The organism is Amphritea pacifica (genome assembly GCF_016924145.1).
GTDB lineage: Bacteria > Pseudomonadota > Gammaproteobacteria > Pseudomonadales > Balneatricaceae > Amphritea > Amphritea pacifica.
This window is the reverse complement of record NZ_JAFFZO010000002.1, coordinates 153421-177255: the sequence shown is the minus strand read 5'-3', so window position 1 is coordinate 177255 and position 23835 is coordinate 153421. Positions and strand designations below refer to the sequence as shown.

Annotated in this window: 9 protein-coding genes; 2 read left to right on the top strand and 7 right to left on the bottom strand. The window is 50.2% G+C overall.

Annotated features, from left to right (window positions below):
- Positions 1 to 11: 11 nt before the first annotated feature.
- The 5 genes from JW499_RS01715 to nhaA all read right to left on the bottom strand — a co-directional run bounded on the left by JW499_RS01715 (position 12) and on the right by nhaA (position 19991).
- Complete coding sequence (locus JW499_RS01715) at positions 12 to 13523, bottom strand: filamentous hemagglutinin N-terminal domain-containing protein (RefSeq protein ID WP_205208957.1); 13512 nt, start codon at positions 13521 to 13523, stop codon at positions 12 to 14.
- Positions 13524 to 13614: 91 nt separating this feature from the next.
- The gene (locus JW499_RS01710; protein ID WP_205208956.1) at positions 13615 to 15405 is read right to left on the bottom strand and encodes a ShlB/FhaC/HecB family hemolysin secretion/activation protein; all 1791 of its coding nucleotides are present in this window, start codon (positions 15403 to 15405) and stop codon (positions 13615 to 13617) included.
- 77 nt (positions 15406 to 15482) lie between these two features.
- On the bottom strand, positions 15483 to 16805 hold the full coding sequence (gene tagH / locus JW499_RS01705; RefSeq protein ID WP_205208955.1) for a type VI secretion system-associated FHA domain protein TagH: 1323 nt from the start codon (positions 16803 to 16805) through the stop codon (positions 15483 to 15485).
- Positions 16806 to 17002: 197 nt separating this feature from the next.
- Positions 17003 to 18487, bottom strand: a complete 1485-nt coding sequence (gene trpE / locus JW499_RS01700; RefSeq protein ID WP_205208954.1) for an anthranilate synthase component I — start codon at positions 18485 to 18487, stop codon at positions 17003 to 17005.
- A gap of 283 nt (positions 18488 to 18770) precedes the next feature.
- Positions 18771 to 19991: a Na+/H+ antiporter NhaA gene (gene nhaA, locus JW499_RS01695; protein ID WP_205208953.1), complete on the bottom strand. Its 1221-nt coding sequence runs from the start codon at positions 19989 to 19991 to the stop codon at positions 18771 to 18773.
- Between the two features lie 273 nt (positions 19992 to 20264).
- On the opposite strand from nhaA, the gene nhaR reads away from it, so the two are divergent.
- The gene (gene nhaR, locus JW499_RS01690) at positions 20265 to 21173 is read left to right on the top strand and encodes a transcriptional activator NhaR (protein WP_205208952.1); all 909 of its coding nucleotides are present in this window, start codon (positions 20265 to 20267) and stop codon (positions 21171 to 21173) included.
- Between the two features lie 41 nt (positions 21174 to 21214).
- Here nhaR and JW499_RS01685 read toward each other — a convergent pair whose 3' ends face one another.
- Together JW499_RS01685 and rpe are read right to left on the bottom strand one after the other, a co-directional pair.
- Positions 21215 to 21904 carry a phosphoglycolate phosphatase gene (locus JW499_RS01685; protein ID WP_205208951.1) on the bottom strand — a complete coding sequence of 230 codons (690 nt, stop codon included), beginning with the start codon at positions 21902 to 21904 and terminating at the stop codon, positions 21215 to 21217.
- Between the two features lie 33 nt (positions 21905 to 21937).
- The gene (gene rpe / locus JW499_RS01680) at positions 21938 to 22609 is read right to left on the bottom strand and encodes a ribulose-phosphate 3-epimerase (protein WP_205208950.1); all 672 of its coding nucleotides are present in this window, start codon (positions 22607 to 22609) and stop codon (positions 21938 to 21940) included.
- A 115-nt stretch (positions 22610 to 22724) separates the two neighbouring features.
- On the opposite strand from rpe, the gene JW499_RS01675 reads away from it, so the two are divergent.
- Positions 22725 to 23831, top strand: coding sequence for a DUF3530 family protein (locus JW499_RS01675; protein WP_205208949.1), 1107 nt, complete (start codon positions 22725 to 22727; stop codon positions 23829 to 23831).
- The last annotated feature ends 4 nt before the right edge of the window (positions 23832 to 23835 follow it).

Below are 23835 nucleotides of genomic sequence, written 5' to 3'. Positions count from 1 at the left end.
TGGGCCGATCATTAACCGGCAGCGATCATATCACGCTGTGGCACGGTTAATGTAAATACAGTATCGTATTTTTGCCAGAGATCAAAGAGTTGTTTAAATTTTTCTCTCTGACGAATATATCCAACCGAACGATCACCCTCTTTTATATAGGCAAAAATGTCATCTTTCTGATCTTCGGGCAGCATAATGCCATCACTTTTTACATCAAAAATAATAACAAATTCGTTAAACAGGGCCTCATCTGCACCAAAAAGATAGTTAAGAAAATCAATCATGCTGGAGGACAAAACAGTGTCCGTCAGTGCCGAACGAAACAGCACTGAGGAACCACTGGTATTCAGTCGCACGGATAACAGGCTTGCCTGCGTGCTAATAAATGCGTTGTCACCCAGCAAGCTCAGTGTTGAAGTTGAATAATCACCATTGATGCCACTGAAAGTAAAATCGATGGGATTGTTAGCGCTGCCAATATTCTCTCCCGCTCTCACTTCAAGGTGAAGGTTATGTTCAACGTCGAGGGTTAAGCCGGTATCAGTAGTAATGCTGCCCAGCTCAGATATCAGTGTCAGATCATCTGCCTGCCCCTTCGAGACATGCATACTGTCCTCTTCAATGACGGTCACTTTCCGAGCTCTGTTCTGATCCAGCCCAGACACGGCCAGCTTCCCAAAACGGGTTTCTTCACTTGCTCCCCAGCTACCCAGATCAATCGTATCATTAGCCTGGAAAGCCCCCAGACCATCGACACTGATATGGCCATTATCTGAGATATTATCAACGGCTGTAACGGTCAGGTTTCCGCTGGTGTTTACAGCATTAAGCACAATACTGTTATTGTCTCTGAGGGATGCATTTCTGGCAGTGACCTCTACCGTATTGAAGTCATTAAGCGGGTTTTCAAAGTTCACATCACCCGCGGTATCAGCCAGCAGATTTCCAGCAATGGTTAAAGTCTGGTAAGCCGCTATATCACCGTTTGATTGCAGAGACAGATCACCGTCGACAGTCACTTTCTGCAAAGCAAAGCCTGCATCAGAAACGATATTTAATTCATTCAGCGCCGTATTTAAACCAATATCTCCGGTAGAGAAACCACTTCCATTAACCGTCAATGCATATCCTCCATCGACGGTTCCGATGGCGATATCTTTGCCTGACAGTGTTATATCATTATTCAGACCAACCGCCCCACTAAACAGCTGGTTTTCTGACGTGACGACATCTTCGTACAGCTCAGCATTACCATAAACCGATAATCTTTTCGCACTAACCTCCGATGTCAGTTCAACGTCACCCTGAATTGTCAGACTATGATTACCAGTTATGCGCCCAAAGGTTATTGCTGAGCCGGCCAGGTTAACGCTATCAATGAGGCTGACTGCCCCGTCATAGGACTGCCCGGCAACCGTCGTTATATCGCCTCCCAGAGCGGTTTCACCATTGACGGTCAGACTCTGTGCATTCACTGCACCATAAAAAGCCCCGTTACCGCCAATACGAAGCACCTCAGTATCCACAGTTGCAGCAAAGTCAGCATCTCCGCTAACGGACAGGTCATTAACAGATACTACTCCTGTCAGCTCGGCATTACCGTCAATTGCGAGGTCCTGGACCCCGCTAACACCGTTGATGGATACGCTGGAGCCTGACAACATCAAATCATCCATCAGTTTGACCGGCCCGGCATAAAGCTGCGCGCCAGTGGTTGTGACATCACCGGCCAGATCACTGGCTCCTGCTACATAAAGACTCTCTGCGATTACTCTGTCTTCCATGGAGGCACTTCCCAGAATACTGATCACTGCGGCATCTACTGAGGATGCTAAAGCGGCATCACCGCTGACAGACAGGTTATTAACCTCAACAGTGCCATTCAGGTTAGCGTCACCGCTAATCGATAAGTTCCGCCCTCCTGTGATTCTGTTTGCATTCACCAGAGAAGCGCTCAGGTTGACATCGTCCTTCAGGGTAACGGTGCCGGTATAACGCTGCAAACCAGCCGTAGCGATGTCCGCTGCAATATCACTGGTTCCAGAGATCTCCAGACTATCTGCGCTGACCTTATCATTTATGACTGCGTTTCCAGCAATGGTAATAGCTCCGGCATCAACCGTAGAAGCCAGATCGGCATCACCACTAATCGTCAGATCATTTATGGTCACTGCACCGCTCAGCAGGGCTGTGCCGTCAATGGTCAGATCATTTTCCCCCTGAACAGACTGAGCGCTGACATCACCGGTCAACCGAGCGTCACCGTTCAGAGTCAGATCGCTCATATAGGTTTGCACGCCCGCATAGATATCCACAGCAAGATCGGTCGCTTTGTTGAAGACAACCTCACTTAAGGTCTCACCTGCCCCCATGTCACCTGCCAGACTGACCACTGCATCCAGCACCAGGCGATGATTACCGTCCACAGTGCCATCGAAATTTACCGTTGTTGCAGACAGTGTTGCATCGTCGGTCAGCCTGACATTTCCGGTATAGTGCTGCCCATTCACTGTGGTGACATCGGCCCCCAGATCAGTGTTACCAAAAATGGACAGACTCTCGGCATTGACGACATCGCCGATAACACTGTTGCCGCCAATCACAATATCGCCGGCATTCACGGTGGATGCAAAGGCGGCATCCCCTGTTACCGACAGATCCTTAACTGACACCACACCTTTTACATCCGCATCACCGACGACATTGAAATGATGCCCCCCGACGACTGCCTGAGTGGTGACCGCAGACCCTGTTAACGTTACCGCCTGATTCAGGGTGACTGCGCTCTGATAATTTTGCGTTGCCGTTGTGCTGATATCGGCCCCCAGATCCGTGGTACCGACAACCTCCAGACGGGTTGCGTTAATCCGATCTGCAATAATGGTATTACCACCCAGATAGATATCGAGGGCATTAACCGCAGCGCCGATGGTCGTATCGCCGTTAACGGTCAGATCATTGACCGACACCACACCCTGAAGATCAGCGTCAGCGGCGACGGTCAGATTATATGGACCTGAGATCTGATTCGCGCTGACCTTAGTACCTGACAGCCGGACAGCCTTGCTCAGGGTGACTTCACCGGTATAGTTCTGGCTACCAACGGTCGTGATATCGGCTCCCAGATCGGTGGTTCCGTTAATGGCCAGAGTATCAGCGGTGACCAGATCGTGAATGGTTGTGTTGCCAGCGATTCGAACGTCCCGGGCCTGCACGGTCGATGCAAAATTTGCAGCGCCGCCAATCGACAGATCACTGACAGAGACTGCGCCGTTCAGATCGGCATCACCACTCACCAGCAGATGATGAGGCCCCGTGACGGATTGTGCGCTGACATTACCGGTCAGGGTGACATTGCGGCTAAGACTCAAACCATTCATATAGGTTTGCACGCCCGCATAGATATCCACAGCAAGATCGGTCGCCCGGTTGAAAACAACCTCACTTAAGGCCTCTCCTGCCCCCATATCACCTGCCAGACTGACCTCGGCATCCAGCACCAGACGGTGATTACCGTCCACAGTGCCATCGAAGCTCACTGTTGTTGCAGACAGTGTCGCATCATCGGTCAGCCTGACATTTCCGGTATAGTGCTGCGCATTCACTGTGGTGACATCTGCTCCCAGATCAGTGTTACCTAAGATGGACAGACTATCGGCTTTAACGACATCCCCGATAACACTGTTGCCGCCAATCACAATATCACCGGCGTTCACAGTAGATGCAAAGGCGGTATCCCCTGTTACCGACAAGTCTTTAACAGAAACCGCATCTTGTACATCCACATCACCGATAACATTGAAATGATGAGCCCCGGAGATTGCCTGAGTGGTGACCGCAGACCCTGTCAGCGTCACCGCCTGATTCAGGGTGATTGCGCCCTGGTAATCTTGCGTTGCCGTTGTACTGATATCGGCCCCCAGATCCGTGGTACCGACAACCTCCAGACGGGTTGCGTTAATCCGGTCTTCAATAATGGTGTTACCGCCCAGATAGATATCCTGGGCATTAACCGCAGCGCCGATAGTCGCATCGCCGTCAACGGTCAGATCATTGACTGACACCACACCCTGAAGATCAGCGTCAGCGGCGACAGTCAGATTATATGGACCTGAGACCTGATTCGCGCTGACTTTAGTACCCGACAGTCGGACAGCCTTGCTCAGGGTGACTTCACCGGTATAGCTCTGGCTGCCAACGGTGGCGATATCGGCTCCCAGATCGGTGGTTCCGTGAATGGCCAGAGTATCAGCGCTGACCAGATCGTGAATGGTTGTGTTGCCTGCGATTCGAACGTCCCGGGCTTGCACGGTCGATGCAAAATTTGCAGCGCCGCCAATCGACAGATCACTGACAGAGACTGCGCCGTTCAGATCAGCATCACCGCTCACCACCAGATGATGAGGCCCGGTCACGGATTGTGCACTGACATCACCGGTCAGGGTGACATTGCGGCTAAGACTCAAACCATTCATATAGGTTTGCACGCCCGCATAGATATCCACAGCAAGATCGGTCGCTTTATTAAAGACAACCTCACTCAGGGCGTCATCTGCCCCCATGTCACCCGCCAGATTGACCACTGCATCCAGCACCAGGCGATGATTGCCGTCAACCGTACTATTAAAATCAATGGTTGTGGCTGACAAGTTAGAATCGTTGCTCAGAGTAACCGCGCCTCCGAACACTTGTCCGGCCACCGTGGTGATATCTCCCCCCAGATCGGTGGTTCCCTGGATGACCAGACTTTCTGCGGAAACGGTATCCTCTATAACACTGTTGCCTCCGATGTTGATATCCCTGGCATTAACAGTGGATGCAAATGCAGCATTACCCGTGACACTCAGATCATTGACAGATACAACACCGTTCAGATTCGCATCACCGGTAATGGTCAGGTCTTGTGCGCCATTGACATCAGAAGCGGTGACCGTTGTAGCCTTAAGAATAACCGTATCACTCAGCGCTACTGCACCGTTGTATACCTGTGTTCCGGTGGTGGTAATAGCAGCGGCAAGATCACTGGTTCCGGACACGATCAGAGTTTCAGCGCTTACCGCATCTGAAATGGAAGTATTACCACCAATGCTGATAGCCCCGGCATCTACCGTAGCCCCAAAATCAGCATCGCCACTCACCAGAAGATCATGAACAAACACGGCGCCCTGCATAGCTGCATCACCATCAATGGTAAGATCCCGTGTACCCGTCATGCCTCCTGCGGTAATGGTTGTGCCTGAAAGGGTGAGATCGTTATCCAGAGTCACAACCCCGGCATAACTCTGCGAACCGGTAGTGGTGATATCCCCAGCGAGTATTGCATCGCCACCCACCACAAGACTGCCTGCGGTAACGGTATCCGACGCAGCAGTATTACCGGTAATGCTGATAATATCGGCAATCAGAGTTGATCCAAAAGCGGCGCTGCCATTAACTGACAGATTATTAACATCCACCGCGCCTTGAAGATTTGTATCACCGTTCAAGGTCAGATTATGACTGCCTGCCACACCATTAGCTGTAATGCTGGAGCCAGTAAGAGTGATGTCATCGCCCAGTGTCACAGCCCCTTCATAGCGCTGTGCACCTGTTGTCTGAATATCGGCAGCCAGATTACTGCTGCCGCCAACAGTCAGACTATCAGCGGTTACCGTGCCTTCAATCAGAGCATTTCCACCAATACTCATAACACCGGCATCAACGCTCGCGGCAAATGAGCCATCCCCACTGACGGTCAGATCATTCACTGACACCACACCCTGCAGCTTTGCATCACCATTAACCATCAGATTATGGGGCCCGATCACCGATTGAGCCGTAATATCACCATTAAGAACAGCATCCTGATGGAGGGTCAGATCACTCATATAGGTCTGCACCCCGGCGTAGAGATTACCAGCCAGTTCGGTTGCCCGGGTAAAGACAACTTCGCTCAGTTGTTGCCCCCTGCCTACATCTGCGGACATATTAACAACGGCATCCAGTACCAAACGGTGATTACCATCCACTGTGCTGTCAAAATTGATGGTTGTTGCTGACAATACTGCATCCTGTGTCAGCGTAACTGCACCGCCATATGTCTGCGAGGCAACCGTGCTGACATCTGCACCAAGCTGCGTTTCTCCGACAATCGCCAGACTATCTGCGGTCACTGTATCAGTAATGGCAGTATTACCACCTATCGTGATAACTCCGGCATCTACGGTAGAGGCAAAATCCGCATTGCCACTGATGCTCAGATCCTTGACGGATACGGTTCCATGCTGGACTGTGTTGCCCGAAACAGCCAGATTATGAGCGCCCGTCATACCGTTGGCATCGATGTCACTCCCGGTGAGGGTAATTGCCTTACTGAACCGTAAGCCACCATTGTATGTCTGAGCACCGGTGGTCGTGATATCGGCGGCCAGATCGCTGGCTCCATCCACGACCAGACTATCGGCAATAACAGTGTCCACGAAGATGGCATCACCACCAATAGTGATGCCTCCCGCATCCACTAATGATCCCAAACGGGTATGACCGCTCACTGAGAGATCATCTATAGTGACATCCCCATCCAGGTTGGCATTGCCATGAATAACTAAGTTATGTAAACCGCTAACAGACTGGGTTGTAACCTCTCCTGTTAGCAGGACATCCTGACTCAGACTCAGATGATTCAGATAGGTCTGTACATCTGCCGAGATATCCGCAGTCAGATCAACTGCTTTAGCAAAAACTATTTCATGAAGTTGTTGATTACCGCCAATACGATCTCCCTGACTAACTTGCGCGTCCAGGAACAAGCGATGATTACCATCAACCGTACTGACAAAATCGACAGTGGATCCGGTCAGTCTTACATCACCGGACAAAGAAACAGGCCCACCGTACAGCTGGCCGGCGACTGTCGAGATATCACCACCAAGATCGGTTGAGCCTGTGATGGATAAGCTATCTGTTGAAACAACATTATTCAGATCAGCATTACCGTCAACCGTCAGGCTAAACGGGCCATTTATCATCTGAGCAGTAACATTGCCGCCCAGCGTAACATTGTCTGTCAGAACCAGGCTGTCCATAAAGGTCTGAGTGTCCGCATTGATATCAACCCCCAGCGTTGTCCCCTGATCAAAGACAATCTCTCTCAGCGACTGGGTTGTACCGATATCTCCGGTCAGATTAACGGCAAGTGCATCCAGCTCCAGCCGGTAAGCGCCATCAATGGTATTGTCGAAATTAACAATAGCCCCCTTCAGTACCGTATCGCCGGTGAGGGTCACAGCCCCCATATAGGCCTGATCGGCGATGGTGGTGACATCTGCCCCCAGGCTGGCAGGCCCCGTAACATAGAGGCTCCGGGTATCAGTAGCCCCATCGATGACGGCGGCACCATCGACAGTAAAGTTATACGCTCCGCTGACTCCGTGAGTGGTGACCGAAGCGCCCCTCAGCACAACATCATTACCCAGCAACAACGTACCACCGTAGTTCTGGGTGCCGCTGGTATTCACATCAGCAAACAGCTTGCTATTACCCTGGATATCCAGGCTGCTGATATCAACCAGATTATTTAAATCGGCATTCCCGGTAACAGTCAGAGCAAACGGCCCGTTTACTGTCTGCGCAGTGACACTACCGTTTAACCTGATATTGTCCATCAGTCCCAGCGTGTCATTAAACGTCTGAATATCAGCATTAATATCGACTCCGAGAGCTATCGCCTGATCAAAGACAATCTCTCTCAGTGACTGGGTGGCGCCAATCTCCCTTGCCAGATTAATAACAGGTGCATCCAGTTCCAGTCGGTGAGCACCATCAATACTGTTGTTGAAGTTAAGACTGCTAGCCGTCAGTACTGCATCGCCGGTGAGGGTCACAGCATCCCTATAGGTCTGATCGTTAATGGTCGTAACATCGGCCCCCAGACTGGCTGAACCGTTAACATAGAGGCTCTGAGTATCAATAGCACCATCGATAACAGCAGTACCGTCAATAATAAAGTTATGTACACCACTGACCCCATGAGTGGTGACCGAGGCCCCCCTCAGTACAACATCATTGCCCAGCAACAACGTACCGCCATAGCTCTGGGCTCCAGTGGTAAGTACATCATTAGACAGATTGCTGTTACCCTGTATATCCAGACTGCTGATATCAACCACATTGTTTAAATCAGCATCCCCTGACACAGCCAGAGCAAACGGACCATTTATCATCTGCGCTGTGACATTACCCTTTAACGAAACATTATCACTCAGCGTCAGACTATCCATAAAGGTCTGAGTGCCAGCATCAATATCACCCCCGAGAGTTATCGCCTGGTCAAAGACAATCTCACCCAGCGACTGGGTGGCACCGATATTCCCGGTCAGATTTACAGCAGATGCATCCAGCTCCAGCCGGTGAGTTCCATCAATGGTATCGCTGAAGATAAGACCAGCACCAGTCAGTAATGTATCTCCGGTGAGAGTCACTGCGCCCATGTAGATCTGATCAGCGATAGTAGTGACATCTGCCCCCAGACTGGCTGGCCCCGTAACATAAAGACTCTGCGTACCAATAGCACCATCGATGACGGCGGCACCATCGACAGTAAAGTTATACGCTCCATTGACTCCGTGAGTGGTGACCGAAGCGCCCCTCAGCACAACATCATTACCCAGCAACAAGGTACCGCCGTAGTTCTGGGTGCCGCTGGTATTCACATCAGCCAACAGCTTGCTATTACCCTGGATATCCAGGCTGCTGATATCAACCAGATCATTTAAATCGGCATCCCCGGTAACAGTCAGAGCAAATGGGCCATTTACTGTCTGCGCAGTGACACTACCGTTTAACCTGATATTGTCCATCAGTCCCAGCGTGTCATTAAACGTCTGAGTATCAGCATTAATATCGACTCCGAGAGCTATCGCCTGATCAAAGACAATCTCTCTCAGTGACTGGGTGGCGCCAATCTCCCTTGCCAGATTAATAACAGGTGCATCCAGTTCCAGTCGGTGAGCACCATCAATACTGTTGTTGAAGTTAAGACTGCTAGCCGTCAGTACTGCATCGCCGGTGAGGGTCACAGCATCCCTATAGGTCTGATCGTTAATGGTCGTAACATCGGCCCCCAGACTGGCTGAACCGTTAACATAGAGGCTCTGAGTATCAATAGCACCATCGATAACAGCAGTACCGTCAATAATAAAGTTATGTACACCACTGACGCCATGAGTGGTGACCGAGGCCCCCCTCAGTACAACATCATTGCCCAGCAACAACGTACCGCCATAGTTCTGAGCGCCAGCGGTAAGTACATCATTAGACAGATTGCTGTTACCCTGTATATCCAGGCTGCTGATATCAACCAGATTGCTTAAATCGGCATCCCCTGACACAGTCAGAGCAAACGGGCCGTTTATCATTTGCGCAGAAACATTACCGTTCAGAGTAACGTCATCTGCCAGTGTCAGGCTGTCATTGAAAGTCTGAACACCTGCGGATATGTTCCCTCTCAGGTTAACCGCTTTATTGAATACAATCTTTGTTAGTGACTCTGTAGCACCGATATTACTATTGAGGCCTGTTTCTGCATCCAGTATCAGCCGGTGGGTACCATCCACTGCACCATTAAAGCCAACACGATTCGCTATTAATCTTGAGTTGGAAGCTAACGCCACATCCCCTTCATAATTCTGATCCAGGACTGTCATTATGTCAGCCTGAAGCTCCGCTTTACCAAAGACGATCAGATTATGAATACTGACAGCATCACCAAAAACTACATCGCCATGGATCGCAAGATCATAATCGCCACTGATGCCATGAGTAGTAACGTTGGTACCACTCAGGCTAACATCACCGCCCAGGGTTATCTCTTTAGCGTAGCTCTGATTTCCCAGTGTGGTTACATCACTGTTAATAGTGCTGCTACCTCTGACATCCAGACTATTCAGAGACACAGGACCATTCAGAGATGAGTTACCGTCAACGATCAGTTTTTTGCCACCTGTAATCGTCTGCGCATTCAGGTTACCTGCCAAAGTTACATCATCATAAAGATTCAGGTCGGATAGAAACGTCTGAGTACCCGCAAAAATATCTACTGCCAGATCAGCCGTTTTCTTAAACACGATGCTGGTCAAAGCCTCAGTGGCACCAATATTATTATTAATATTGGCATAGGCATCGAGTATCAATCGGTGTGCACCATTCACGCCGCCACCGAAGTTAACATTATTCGCTGTTAATCTGGCATCCCCTGTTAGCAGAACATCTCCGTAATAAGTCTGATCCCTTGTGGTGGTGACGTCAGCCAGGAGCTCTGTTGTGCCGGTAGCCGACAGATCATTGACACTCACGGTATCAGCCAGCAGTAAATCTCCGATAACGGTAAGATCATGACCACCACTAATACCCTGGGTAGAGATACTGGTACCGCTTAATTGAACATCACTACCCAGAGTTAAGTCTTTAGCGTAACTCTGCTGCAGAGTTGTTGTCACATCACCAATAACGGTGCTGCTGCCTTTAACAGTCAGACTGTTAACTGAGACATTACCATTGAGAGCGGCATTGCCGTCAATAATAAGATTTCCAGCGCCTGCAACTACCTGCGCATTGACATCACCTGTCAGTGTCACATCGTTGGCCAAAGACAGATCGGAGAGAAAAGTCTGAGACCCTGCAAAAACATCGACTGCCAGATTTGTTGCTCTGTTGAAGACGATACTTTTCAGGGATGCTGAAGCCCCCACATCGGTGGTGAGGTTTACATCAGCATTCAGTCTCAGAGTATGGGCACCATCAACGGCATCATTAAAACTGACAGTGTTTGCCGTCAGTTTTGAGTCATTTGTCAGGACAACCTTTCCACCATACACCTGATCCAAACCTGTAGTGACATCAGCCCCTAAATCAGTATCTCCCGTGATATTCAGGCTTTCAGCATTTATAGCGCCACCAATACCCGTCCGTCCTCCGATTGTGACTGTTTTGGCATGAACATCTGAAGCAAAAATAGTATCACCCGACACGTTCAGGTCATTAACGTCAACAGCCCCGGCAAAGCTTGCATTGCCTGAAATGCCATCAATAGTCAGGTCAAATGGTCCAGTTACCGACTCAGCTGTCACTTCTCCTGTCAGGATGACATCTTCATTCAGCGTCAGGCTATCCATAAAAGTCTGGTTAGCCGCTGAGATATTTCCCTCCAGGTTGACCTTCTTGTTAAACACAACTCGTGTCAGAGACTCGGTAGAGCCGATATCATTGGTGATATTTACATCTGCATCCAATATCAGCCTGTGGGCACCATCCACGGTCCCTTTGAATTTGACTCTATCTGCGGTCAACCTCGAATTGGAAGCTAATACAACGTCGTTGTATGTCTGATTCTGGGTAGTAGTTACATCGGCCTGAAGTTCTGTCGTTCCCCGGACGACAAGGCTATTCAGATTCCCCCCACCGGCCAGTAGCAGATCGCCAAAGACAACAAGATCATGAGCACCGTTTATGCCATCAGTAGTGACCGTGGAGCCCTCTAGTTTAACATCCCCCCCCAACGTTATATCTTTCCCATAACGCTGCCCCGCAAGCGTCTGCACATCACTGGTAATGCTGCTGTTTCCGGTGATATCCAGGCTGTTAATTGATACAGCGCCATTGAGCGAAGCATCACCATCAACTATCAGATTGTTTGCCCCTGAAATGGCTTGCGCATTCAGATTGCCAGTCAGGGTAACATCATCCAGGAGAGTCAGATCGGAGAGAAATGTCTGGGTTCCGGCGAAGATATCTACTGCCAGATCCGTTGCTCTGTTAAATACAATACTTGTCAGTGACTCTGAAGCACCCACATCGGAAGAAAAGCTCACATCGCCATTAAGCCTGAGTCTATGAGCACCGTCCAGAGCACCATTAAAGCTGACAGAGTTCGAGGTAAGCTTGGCGTCATCAGCCAGGACCACATTACCGTTGTAACTTTGATCACCGAGCGTAGTAACGTCAGCCCCCAGTTTTATCTGAGACACGGCAGAAGAACCCACTGTAAAATTGAGATCCCCCGTACCGGCATTGTTGATAGCTTTATTGATATGAATATTATCGGTAGCGTCCAGAGTCAGACTGGAAGCACTATTGATTTTCACTTCAGCATTTACTGCAATATCAGAAGAAGACTGGAGGGTAACATCTGCAAGCGACAACATGCTTTGTATCGTAACGCTGTCTATTTGATTGAGAGCGGCAATATCTCCATCAGCAACTATTTCGATGATCTCAGGGTCCAGTAATAGCTGCCCTTTCTCTCCACTTTCGGCACTTAAATCTACTTTACCAGTAAAGCCCAAGCCCTCTTTACCAGACACCTCAGACGAACCGCCAACACCGTTTTCCCCCTTCCCACGGGCACTTATCTTCCCCTGGTAAGAGGTATTTTTATCAGCCCAGACAATCACCCGGCCGCCATCGCCATCAGTGGTTGCATCAGCCTTAATGTCGACATCCTTACCGACAAAAGTATCGGAGGCATTGGAGATATCCGGATTCTTACCCTGAAAATCACCACCGATACGAATCGTACCTCCGCCGGTCTCTCCGGAAGCATCAACAACAGCATTACCCGTCAGGGCGACCCGGTCACCCAGCACATCGATGTCGCCGCCCCTGCCATCGACAGAGGTAGCCACCAGAGTCCCGCTGTTCACGGTATCCCCGCCTTCACCGACCAGGCGAATGACACCACCTTCATTGCTGACCCTGCCAGCCCGGATCACGCCTGTATTATTGACAACATGGGTAAAGACATCCCGGGCAGCTTTAGCGGTCAATAAGACTTCACCACCCTGTGCTTCAATCACGCCACTATTAGCGACCGCATCACCTGACCCGGCAGTCGTCTCTTCTTCAATGCGTAACTGGAGTAAACCATCACCATCAAAATCGATCGTGACCGCACGGCCTGAGGCAAGCTCAACATGCCCTTTCTCGGCAATAATAACTCCCTGATTGTCAACCTGACCGGCAACCAGAGCAACCGACCCACCAGTGGCCGCCTGAATCAGCCCCTTGTTAACGATCACTCCCGTGCTGTTGCCGCCATCCAAAATCAGCTTTCCGGACTGGAAGGCGGCATCATCTACATCAAGCGTTGTGGCAACAAAGGAGTTAACATCCACCTGAGAGTTGGGACCAAACACCATCCCGTTTTGGTTTTGCAAAACCATCAGTTTCAGGTTTGCATTCCCCTCGATACGCCCCTGAATATCGGATGCTTTGACATCCTGGATTTTGTACAGAACAGAGGAACCGGAAAGCTGGGCGTTGTGCTGCAACAGCTCATTTCCGGCCAGATCCAGTCGAGAAACAGTCGCAACCATCACTTTACTGTTCTGGGTGACGACCGTCGTTTTAGCGTCAGGCCTTGCAATGTTGCCCGAACCGGAAGAAACATTAAAATTATCAACCGCTGCATGCGCCCCGCTGAAAAACATGAAGGAGCCAGCACTTGTCGCACCAATCGCTTTAATTACCTGAACAAGCGGTTTCAGTTTCCATTCCATGGAGCATATCCCTTTTAACGTTTTAACCAGATTGACAACACTGCCAAGCTTAGTAATTTATATTGCAGATCTTTTTCGCATTCAGTCAGCATCAGAACAGATAGTTCAGTTCGCCATAAACCTGAGGGTCACGATTATTCGTAGCTTTCCTGCCCCCCAGCGGGGTAGCAACGGACAAGGTCGCTGTAAATGATGCCGCAGGCATCAGGCGCAAACCGACCCCCAGGCCACTCAGGTCTATCTGAGACTCTTCACCCAGCAATGCATTATTCTTATAACCATGAGCATAATCAGCAAACAGCATCAGCTGTAAAACCTCTCCCCAGGTTCGATTATTAAAAGCAGGCCGGCTGGCAAACCCGGGAGCGTTACTGATTAACTCTAAACCTGTATAAAAGCCGGAGTCAGCCAGATACTCACCGCTTGGATAAGCCCTGACACTGTCAAACCCACCCATGCTAAACTGTTTAACCGAGAATAATGAATCCGGCGAATACTGCGCATTGAACTTAACAATAAGCGCATTATTCTCAGACAGCCGCTGATAGCGGGATAGGTTTAATTCGATCAGGTTATAGTCGGCAGGAGCAGGTCCTTCAGATGTGATACGGCTGGCATTTTCATCATCATTATCCATCGCCCCCAGAATGCCGGCAAAGCCGTGCTCTACTGACACCTCCCCCCGGGTAAATCCACCACCAAAAATGTTATCTGAGAAATCATAGCCATAAGAGGCTACCAGAGCGGTAAGCTTATCCGCACTGTTCTGTACCGACGCCTGAGTATTTTTTACCCGATCATGAACCAGCTCACCCTTAACATAACTGTTTCGGGTCCGACTACGGCCCAGCTGTTTTTTCAACCCGGCTTTCCATTGTTTTGATTTACCCGCAAACGCAAATGCAGCCAGGTCACGCCCTATTTCGTAGTCGCTCTGATGGTAATGCAGTGAAGCGATATAGTCAGAGTCCACCGGACTAAACTCATATGTTGCCCCACTATACTTCGCATTATCCACTGAAAAGTCGCCATCAACTTCAGGCTTATTCTGTATAATAAAATTCAGCGTCAGCTTATCAGCCAACCCCAGAGGGTTATTCACGGAAAAGTCCAGACCCAGACGCTCTTCACCAGAGTATTGTGAACCTTTATTATCCAGATAGAGGGCACCGGAAACCCGATCTTCACTGTTAACGTTGATCAGCATTTTGGTAGAGCCTACCTGATCACCTGGCTCAAGAATCCCCGAGATATCAAGACCCGGGTAATCGAGTACGGTCAATAATGACGACTCAATATCCGACTTATTCAGCGGTTTCCCAATCTGATCAGAAAAAACGCGGCTTATCATTTCCGCGTCATAAGAGGAATCGCCCGAAACCTCTATATCTGTAAGCTCCCCCATCAGCAGATGCAGCTCTACCGTATTATTCACTACATCCTGGGCGGGAACATAGGCCGTTGCCAGCACCAACCCTTTGGCGCGGTAATAGTTCGTGATTTTATCCGCCAGTTGCTGCAAACGTCCCAGTGTAAAGCGGGCATTGTTCTCCACCATGGCAGCCATCAGCATCTCAACAACCACATCATCACTCACCAGCCTCTTAATATTCTTTGATGGAATCAACTGGTATAAATTCAGCACATCGACATCAAACTGAGGCCCGGCATCCAGATCAACAGGGCGCTCTTTGCGGGGAGGAATAGTCAGATCGAGCGCTTTTGGCGCGGGTTTCAACTGATCATAAAGCCGGGGAGCCGCACCGCCCGTTGACAAAGCATCGGTCAGATCTGCGGCGGATGCAGAAAAAGCCAGCAGGCTACTGAGCCCTCCTGCCACGAGCATCTGTTTTGGAGTATTCAACCAACCGGTGTTATTCATTATTTCTACTCATCCCTGTAAACGTAATCGTTCCATCTTCTTGTGTTAGTGATAACACCGTCACTCCAGTGCATCACCTACAAAACTTTATTAATCTGCCGCACCTGTTCTTCATACACCCGGGAGAACTCTTCACCAAAAAGACCATGAAAATTATCCTGAGCTTCTAGCTGTAACTGCTGATATGCCGTTGTGTACATATCCCAGTAACGACTCTTTTTTGACAGGGTAAAGCGGACATTTAACTGCGACTCTAATGCTGTTGGTTCAAAGCGTTTCAACAGAGCCGTCAACGCCGCTTGCATCCCAGACATAACCGCAACCTGGTGTGCTTTTACATCTACGACCCCTTCCGAAACCGACTCCTGCGGACCAAGATAACCTTCTGAGTGGGTTAACATAATCAACATCGCTTCTTCGACACGCTGACAAAATTTTAACGGGTTATTACGGACTGCACCGATGCGGGTGACATCCATACCAAATTCCCGTTTGATCTCATTGCGGGTCTGCAGAATCTCCATGGTTCCCTTGGTCAGAAGGTTCAGCATCTCCCCTGCCGAATGCATAATCTCAACTTTATTCCTGCCAATCAGATCTTCAGGCTTTAAACCAAGCCCGTCCAGAAAAGCGCGCATAGCACGACTATCGATATGTAACTCAGCAGTTTGATCATGTTCAGCTGTCGCAACACTCTCTTCCCTCCCGGTTAACAAGGTGTTCTGCGGCTGTTTTGTCAGACTACCGGAACCGGAACCGGGCGATTGCAACGGGTCAGACGCTTCAGAAACATCATCGACTACCGCTGACAGTTCACTGACGGGGGAAGGTGTCATTTCAGATGAATCTGCACCATGCGGGGAAAGATCTGAGAAATCAAAAGGATGCTGGTCGGCTGCATCTGCCTCATATTGATGTTTTTGCGCGCGGTAATAATCTGCGGTATTTCCCAAGGGGATATTGGGCAGGGGTACTACCCGCGAAGCCGCATTTGATTCAACGACATCGGCTTCAGTTTCAGAAAAAAAATCATCGATAGAAAAGGAGTCAATACTCGCCTGCTGCGGGTGTTCAGGCTCATCCTCTTCAACTGTCACCAGCAACTGATTTTCACCAATAATCAGGCGATCGCCATCCTGAAATTTATGCCGCTGACCACGGGTAATAAACTGGCCTGAATTAAGCTGGGTGCCGGGAGAACTGGTATCTTCGAGATAATAGCTACCTGATATCTGGTAGCAACGGGCATGATAACGCGAGCAGTATCGATCAGGGTCTTCCAGGACGATTTCATTATCATCCGCCCTGCCGATGGTGAACTCCTCGCCGGAAAAAATCTTCTCGACTTTTCTTGCGGGAGCAATTCCCCTGAATGCAATCAGAGTCACTTTAATCTTCACCGCAAACCATCCATAGTTAATAAACCCTAATTGAAAACGTTCCCTGTTCCCGCGAGAGTGCACATTTGGCCACAAACCTGGGTGAAGGTCAACCGCTCCAGATCAGTGAACAGCATCAAAAAAACATATTCCGCTATAATGAAAAGGGATAAAAAAAACCTCCACTGGGGAGGCTTTTTCAGAGCACCCGGCACCGCTCAGAGATTATCCAGTCCCTGCTCAACCATCGCCACAGCGCGAAAAATTGCGCGTCCTTTATTCATAGTTTCATCCCACTCTGAGCTGGGCACCGAATCCGCCACAATGCCTGCACCCGCCTGTATATGCAGCTGGCCATCTTTAATGACAGCGGTACGGATCGCGATCGCGGTATCCATATTGCCATTCCAGGACAGATAGCCCACCGCACCACCATAGACACCCCGCTTCACCGGCTCGAGTTCGTCAATAATCTCCATCGCCCGTACTTTAGGGGCACCGCTGAGGGTTCCCGCTGGCAGCGTTGCACGCAGAACATCCATCACCGACACCTCAGGTTTCAGCTGGCCAATGACATTTGAAACGATATGCATCACGTGGGAATAGCGTTCAACCACCATCTGCGCCGTCAGTTCTACTTTGCCAACTTCTGCAACCCGACCCACATCGTTGCGGCCCAGATCGATCAGCATCAGGTGTTCTGCAAGCTCTTTTGGATCGGCCAGCAGATCTTTCTCCAGCGCCCGGTCCTCAGCCTCGGTTTCACCCCGGGGACGGGTTCCGGCAATAGGGCGAACGGTGACAACGTTATCTTCCACCCGTGCCAGAATCTCCGGAGATGAGCCAACAACATGATGATCATCCAGATGTAAAACATACATGTAGGGTGAAGGATTGAGACAGCGTAGCGCCCGGTACAGATCCAGAGGACTACTGCTAAAGGGGATGGTCATTCTCTGAGAGATCACCGTCTGCATCACATCACCGGAGAGGATATACTCCTTAATACGATCGACGGAGTCCTTATACTGTTGCTCCCCAAAACTGGATTTAAACTCTGACTCGCAGACCTCCCGACGCTCAGTCACCTGAGTGTCCTGATGCGGCACAGAAAAGCGCAACCGGGTCACCAGTTCATCCAAACGCAGCTGTGCCTGAGCTAACGCATCCTCTTCATCAGGATCCGCATGGCTGATCAGTATCAACTTCCCACTGAGGTTATCAAAGACGACCACCTCATCTGAAACCATCAGTAAAATGTCCGGCGTCCCGATGACGTCTTCCGGAGTAGTGTCCGCCAGTCTTTTTTCCACATAACGAACACAGTCATAACCAAAATAACCGACCAGACCACCATTAAACCGCGGCAGACCCGGCAGTTCAGCCGCCCGGTAGCGGGCCTGAAACTGTTCGACAAATTCAAGGGGGTCAGCAACCTCTGCCTGTTCGACAATCTCACCGTCAGTCTCGATCTGAACACTATGTCCAGATACTTTCAGCACCGTCCGGCAAGGCAGACCAATAATTGAATATCGTCCCCACTTTTCCCCGCCTTCAACCGACTCTAACAGGTAGCTGTAAGGCTGATTTGCCAGCTTCATATAGGTGGACAAAGGGGTATCAAGGTCCGCTAAGACTTCGCGAATCACCGGGATGCGATTGAAATTCTGAGCTGCTAGCTCAGCAAATTGTTCTGGTGTCATGGTCTGCTCTCATAACTACTCTGCATTATCTGTTAACAGAGTTTTGAAATCTATTCCGGGTAGCCTGTAAAAAGTGTTAACCAGGCCCGGACGCTATAACTGAAAAGCGGGGCTCAGTTACGCCATCGCCAGCGCTCACCAACATAGAGAGGGCATAGGTTTATTTCAATTGGGGATACCAAATCTGACACAGTGATTCCAGACAATCGTTAATTCAGAGATCCAACCTTATAGCAGCCCACACTCTGAATCAACCGGGTCAATAAAGCTTCCACCGTTTTTTTTAAACGGATGGCCTGTTTTCGTCGCTGCTCTCATCACTGCGGCCAACCTCTTTAACATTGCGTAGTGCAAACCTGAGTATGAGATACCCCACTACCGCAGAGGTTGCAGAACCGGCAAGAATCGCCAGACGGTCAGCCGCGCCATAGAGATCCTCTCCCCCTTCATAGGCCAGCGAGTCGATAAACAGGCTCATAGTAAACCCTATCCCTGTCAACACAGAAACACCATAGAGCATCAGCCAATTAGCATCCTTTGGTTTTTCAGCCATGCCCAGCTTAATCCAGCACCAGGAGAACAGAAACACACCCAACTGCTTACCAATAAACAGGCCAAGCAATATTCCCAGCGGTACGGAACTGAAGAGTTGGGAAAAGGAGATTCCGGACAGATCAACCCCGGCGTTTACAAACGCGAACAGAGGGATTATTGCAAATGAGACCCAGGGATGCAGGGCATGTTCCAGCTTTTTCAGAGGCGACTCGTCCTCTTCTGTATCCCGATTAGGAATCGCTAGTGCCAGCACGACACCCGCCAGTGTCGCATGAACACCGGATTTCAGCACGCTGACCCAGAGCACGACACCCACAATTATGTAAGCAGCCACCCGAACGACACCGAGGCGATTCATCAACACCAGTACACTGATCGCGGCGGCTGAGACCAATAGAGAATTAGTTGCCAGATTATCGGTATAAAACAGTGCAATGACAATGATAGCACCAAGATCATCCATGATCGCCAGCGCCATCAGAAAGAGTTTGAGCGATGCCGGCACTCTCGGCCCCAACAGGGAAAGAATACCGAGAGCAAAAGCGATGTCAGTTGCAGTAGGGATTGCCCACCCCTGCATATCAATGGCACTGCCCTGCATATTCACCAGATAGAAAACCAGAGCAGGAACGGCCATACCGCCAACAGCCGCAATCCCCGGTAAGCTGACCTGAGATAAACTTGACAGCTGCCCTCCCTGAATTTCCCGTTTCAGCTCGAGCCCCACCAGCATAAAAAACATCGCCATGAGTCCATCGTTAACCCAATGGAGCAAGGACTTTTCCAACCCCAGCGAACCAATCCGCACCTCGCCTTTAATACGCCAGAATTCATAATATTCAGTCGACCAGGGGGAGTTGGCAAGGATCATCGCCAGAACCATCGCTATAATCAGCAGGATGCCGGTCGCCGCTTCAAACTGAAAGAATTCTTTGATTAATTTCTTCATCAACAGCACCACACAAAAAAAACCCGGCCTTGGGCGCCGGGTGAATGTTTGGATGAGAGTCCATTTGCTTAAGACTGGAGGAGAGTCTTACAACTTACTTACATAACAACCTATCAACAACTCGGTTGTCATCATCCTGTAGGGGAGAACCTGAGGGACCATGACAAATCCGATAAGTCACAGTATAGTCAGCAAAGTGACAAATAAAATTCGAATTTACCAAGAAAATAGTAAGATTTATTCGAACCATAATAACAAATGGCTGACATTTCTATGAATTTCAAACACCTGCGTTATTTCCTGGTAGTTGCTCAGGAGGGCAGTATCAACAGAGCCAGCGAGAAGCTGCACCTGACGCCACAAACCATCAGTGGTCAACTGAAACTGCTTGAACATGAACTGGGGGCCCGCCTGTTCAGAAAGCAAGGCAGAAACCTCAAACTCACCAAAGCGGGCCAACATGCACTTAACTATGCTGAAGATATTTTTTTGCTGGGCGATGAACTGAAACAAAGTATTCACAACCCCGTCAGCCTTAAACAGCAACGCTTCAATATCGGTATTGCCGATGTACTGCCGAAACTGATCACCTATCATCTGCTGGAACCCGCACTCAACCTGAATGATGCCAGCCGACTGATCTGCGAAGAGGGACCACTGCCCAGTCTGCTGGCCGACCTGGCAACCCAGAAACTGGATCTGGTGCTGGCTGACCGGCCACTGGATGCCAGTTTCCATATCCGTGGATACAATCACCTTCTGGGCGAATGCGGCCTGAGCTTTTTTGCCACCCGGAATGTCGCAGCAACTTACCGGGCCAACTTTCCAGCCTCTCTTGAAGGCGCACCGATGCTGATGCCATCCGCCGATACCGAGCGGGGAATGGGGCTGAAGCGCTGGTTTGAACGTTATAAAATACGACCGGATATTCGGGTTGAGTGCGCCGATACCGCCCTGATCGAAGCCTTTGGACTGTCCGGCGCCGGCATCTTTTGTGCCCCCACCGTCATTGAACAACAGATGACCCGACAGTATGGGGTCGAGGTTATTGGGCGGATGGATGATATCCGTGAACGTTTTTACGCCATTTCACTGGAACGCCGGGTGAGTCACCCCGGCGTGCTGGCGGTTTGTAATGCCGCCAGGATGGCGCTATTTGACGAGCTAGAGCCACCAGCGTAAGCGTGCGGGTCATACATATCTGACTAGTTTAGCTGGTGAGCTTAGCCGATGAGCTCTGCCAGATTATCAATAATAATATCGGGCTGGTAAGCAGAAACCGGCTCACCATGATTATAGCCATAAGTCACTGCGGCAACTTTACAGCCGGCCTGCTGCGCCGCTCTGATATCACTGCGGGAATCCCCCACCATCAGGGTTTGCACCGACGCAACCCCTAACCTGTCCATAGCACAGAGCAGCGGCATGGGGTGAGGCTTTTTCTCCGCCAGACTATCGCCCCCCAGAACAATGGAAAAAAAACGACGCAGGTCATACTCGTCCAGCAAGTGCTCCGTAAAGCCTATCGGTTTATTCGTCACCAGCCCCATTGAAACCTGGTTATCCCCGAGAAAGGTTAGCAACGCTTCAACCCCCGGATAGAGCTTACTTTGCTCCGCACAACAGAGACCATAATGATGCAGAAAAAGCGCAAAGGCCTGGTCAAACAGATCGGAGCCTGCTGCATCCTCTTCAACTCCTGTACTGTAAGCCAGCGCGCGTTTAACCAGCGCCTGAGCACCATTCCCCACCCAGTGACGCACCCGAGACTGGCCCGCTATCGACAGATCAAGAGCAGCCAGCATACGATCAATTGCCAGCGCCAGATCGGGCACGCTGTCAAGCAGAGTGCCATCCAGATCGAAAAGCACCAGTTGGGGTAACCCGGGGTTATACAGTTCCCTTAACGGCATCAGAAGCCCAATCCCTGCTTGCTTTCCAACGGATCAGCTCACGCAAGCCAGTTCAGCACGCATCTTATCGATAGTGGCTTTATAGTCATCGGTATTGAAAATGGCTGAACCGGCAACGAAGGTATCCGCCCCGGCTGCCGCAATCCCGGCAATATTACCAATACCCACGCCGCCATCCACTTCAAGACGGATATCGTAACCGCTCTGGTCAATCATCTTCCGTGCCTGTTTCAGCTTATCCAGCGTCGCGGGTATAAATTTCTGGCCGCCAAACCCCGGGTTTACCGACATCAGGAGAATCATATCCACCTTGTCCATCACATAATCGAGATAGCTCAGAGGAGTCGCCGGGTTAAATACCAGCCCCGATCTGCATCCTCCATCCCGGATCATCTGCAATGAACGGTCAATATGTTCAGACCCCTCTGGATGAAAAGTGATAATGCTGGCGCCAGCGTCAATGAAATCACCTATCAGGCGATCCACCGGTTTGACCATCAGATGCACATCGATCGGGGCCTGAATGCCGTGGTTACGCAGCGCTTTGCAAACCATCGGACCAATGGTCAGGTTAGGGACATAATGGTTATCCATAACGTCAAAATGGACATAATCAGCCCCCGCGGCAAGCACATTTTCAACCTCTTCACCCAGGCGGGCGAAGTCTGCAGAAAGAATCGATGGAGCAATCTTATAATCAGCCATTAGCGTAACTCGGAAAGTAGTAGGAAGAGGAATCCGGCTATTGTACTGTGCACACATTGAAACTCAACCGACTTTCACCCTTGCTAATCCTCGCATGCTCTTTAATAATCCCACCATGAAACCAAATAAAGCACTGATTTTTGCACTCTTTTTATCTTCATCGGCAACGCTGCATGGAGCACAGGGCAATGATGCCGACCAAAGCTCCGGCGAAAACAGTGCGCCCGAAAATACAGAGACAGCAGCGGCTAACAATCAGACTGACGCAGCAGTCCGGATCATGCCGGATCTGCGGCAACAACAGCAGCAGGATCTTGCTCAGGCACAAAGCCCGGAAACCGAAGTAATCTGGCTGGAGGCCGGGGAGCATAAACAACTGGCTTTACTGCTGCGCGCAGCCAGCTCATCACCCGCCGGCAGTGTTCTGATCTTCCCTGACAGAGCCACCAGTGCTGACTGGCCAGCCATTGTGCATCCTCTTCGCACTCAGCTCACCGAATATGGCTGGAACACACTGAGCATCACCCTGCCCGACCAGCCAGAGCAACAGATTCCTCGACGAACCCTGCCAACACTGCAGGATATACGTAAGGTTCAAACACCCGCAGGGGAGACAAACAGCAACACTTCTCCCCAACCAGCGGATCCGACAGCCATAAAAGATCAGCAAGCCAGCTATGCAACAACATCGGTTCCTGATAACGCTAATGCTGAGAAAAGGCTGTTGGAATACAAAAAAATGGTTACAGCGCTTGGCCAGCAAGCGTCCGGCCAACTGGCTGATATACAAGGGGACGTTCAAATCATTCTCGGTGTAGGCGAAGGGGCTGTCTGGGCGATGTACTATTTCATGCAGGATGAAACTCAGGCCAACCGTTTTCTGGTACTGCTTGACCCGGCTCAGGTGGACGATAAAAACGCGCCCAACCTGCTACAGATGATCTCAGATGCTAAATCTCCGATACTGGATCTGTGGTTTGACCGCAACAGTGTCCAGCAACAGCAGGCCAGTCTGCGAAAACGCACCGCACGCCGAAGTGGCAACAAGGGGTACCGGCAGATCCGCCTGAATCAGCGTAGTGCCGATCCCCGCAGAGAGCCGCTTTGGCTAACACAACAGCTCAGAGGCATTCTGAAAACCCATATTCTCGATACCCGAAAACCGGAGCCCCCTAAAGCTGAAGCAATGGAACTCACTCCCGGCTCAGGCCAGCTAAACTAACCGG

Bases quoted from the DNA above. Each gene is read 5' to 3' on its own strand.
- rpe (WP_205208950.1), bottom strand. From the start codon at position 22,609: ATGGCTGATTATAAGATTGCTCCATCGATTCTTTCTGCAGACTTCGCC.
- trpE (WP_205208954.1), bottom strand. From the start codon at position 18,487: ATGACACCAGAACAATTTGCTGAGCTAGCAGCTCAGAATTTCAATCGC.
- nhaR (WP_205208952.1), top strand. From the start codon at position 20,265: ATGAATTTCAAACACCTGCGTTATTTCCTGGTAGTTGCTCAGGAGGGC.
- JW499_RS01675 (WP_205208949.1), top strand. From the start codon at position 22,725: ATGAAACCAAATAAAGCACTGATTTTTGCACTCTTTTTATCTTCATCG.
- JW499_RS01685 (WP_205208951.1), bottom strand. From the start codon at position 21,904: ATGCCGTTAAGGGAACTGTATAACCCCGGGTTACCCCAACTGGTGCTT.
- JW499_RS01715 (WP_205208957.1), bottom strand. From the start codon at position 13,523: ATGGAATGGAAACTGAAACCGCTTGTTCAGGTAATTAAAGCGATTGGT.
- JW499_RS01710 (WP_205208956.1), bottom strand. From the start codon at position 15,405: ATGAATAACACCGGTTGGTTGAATACTCCAAAACAGATGCTCGTGGCA.
- nhaA (WP_205208953.1), bottom strand. From the start codon at position 19,991: ATGAAGAAATTAATCAAAGAATTCTTTCAGTTTGAAGCGGCGACCGGC.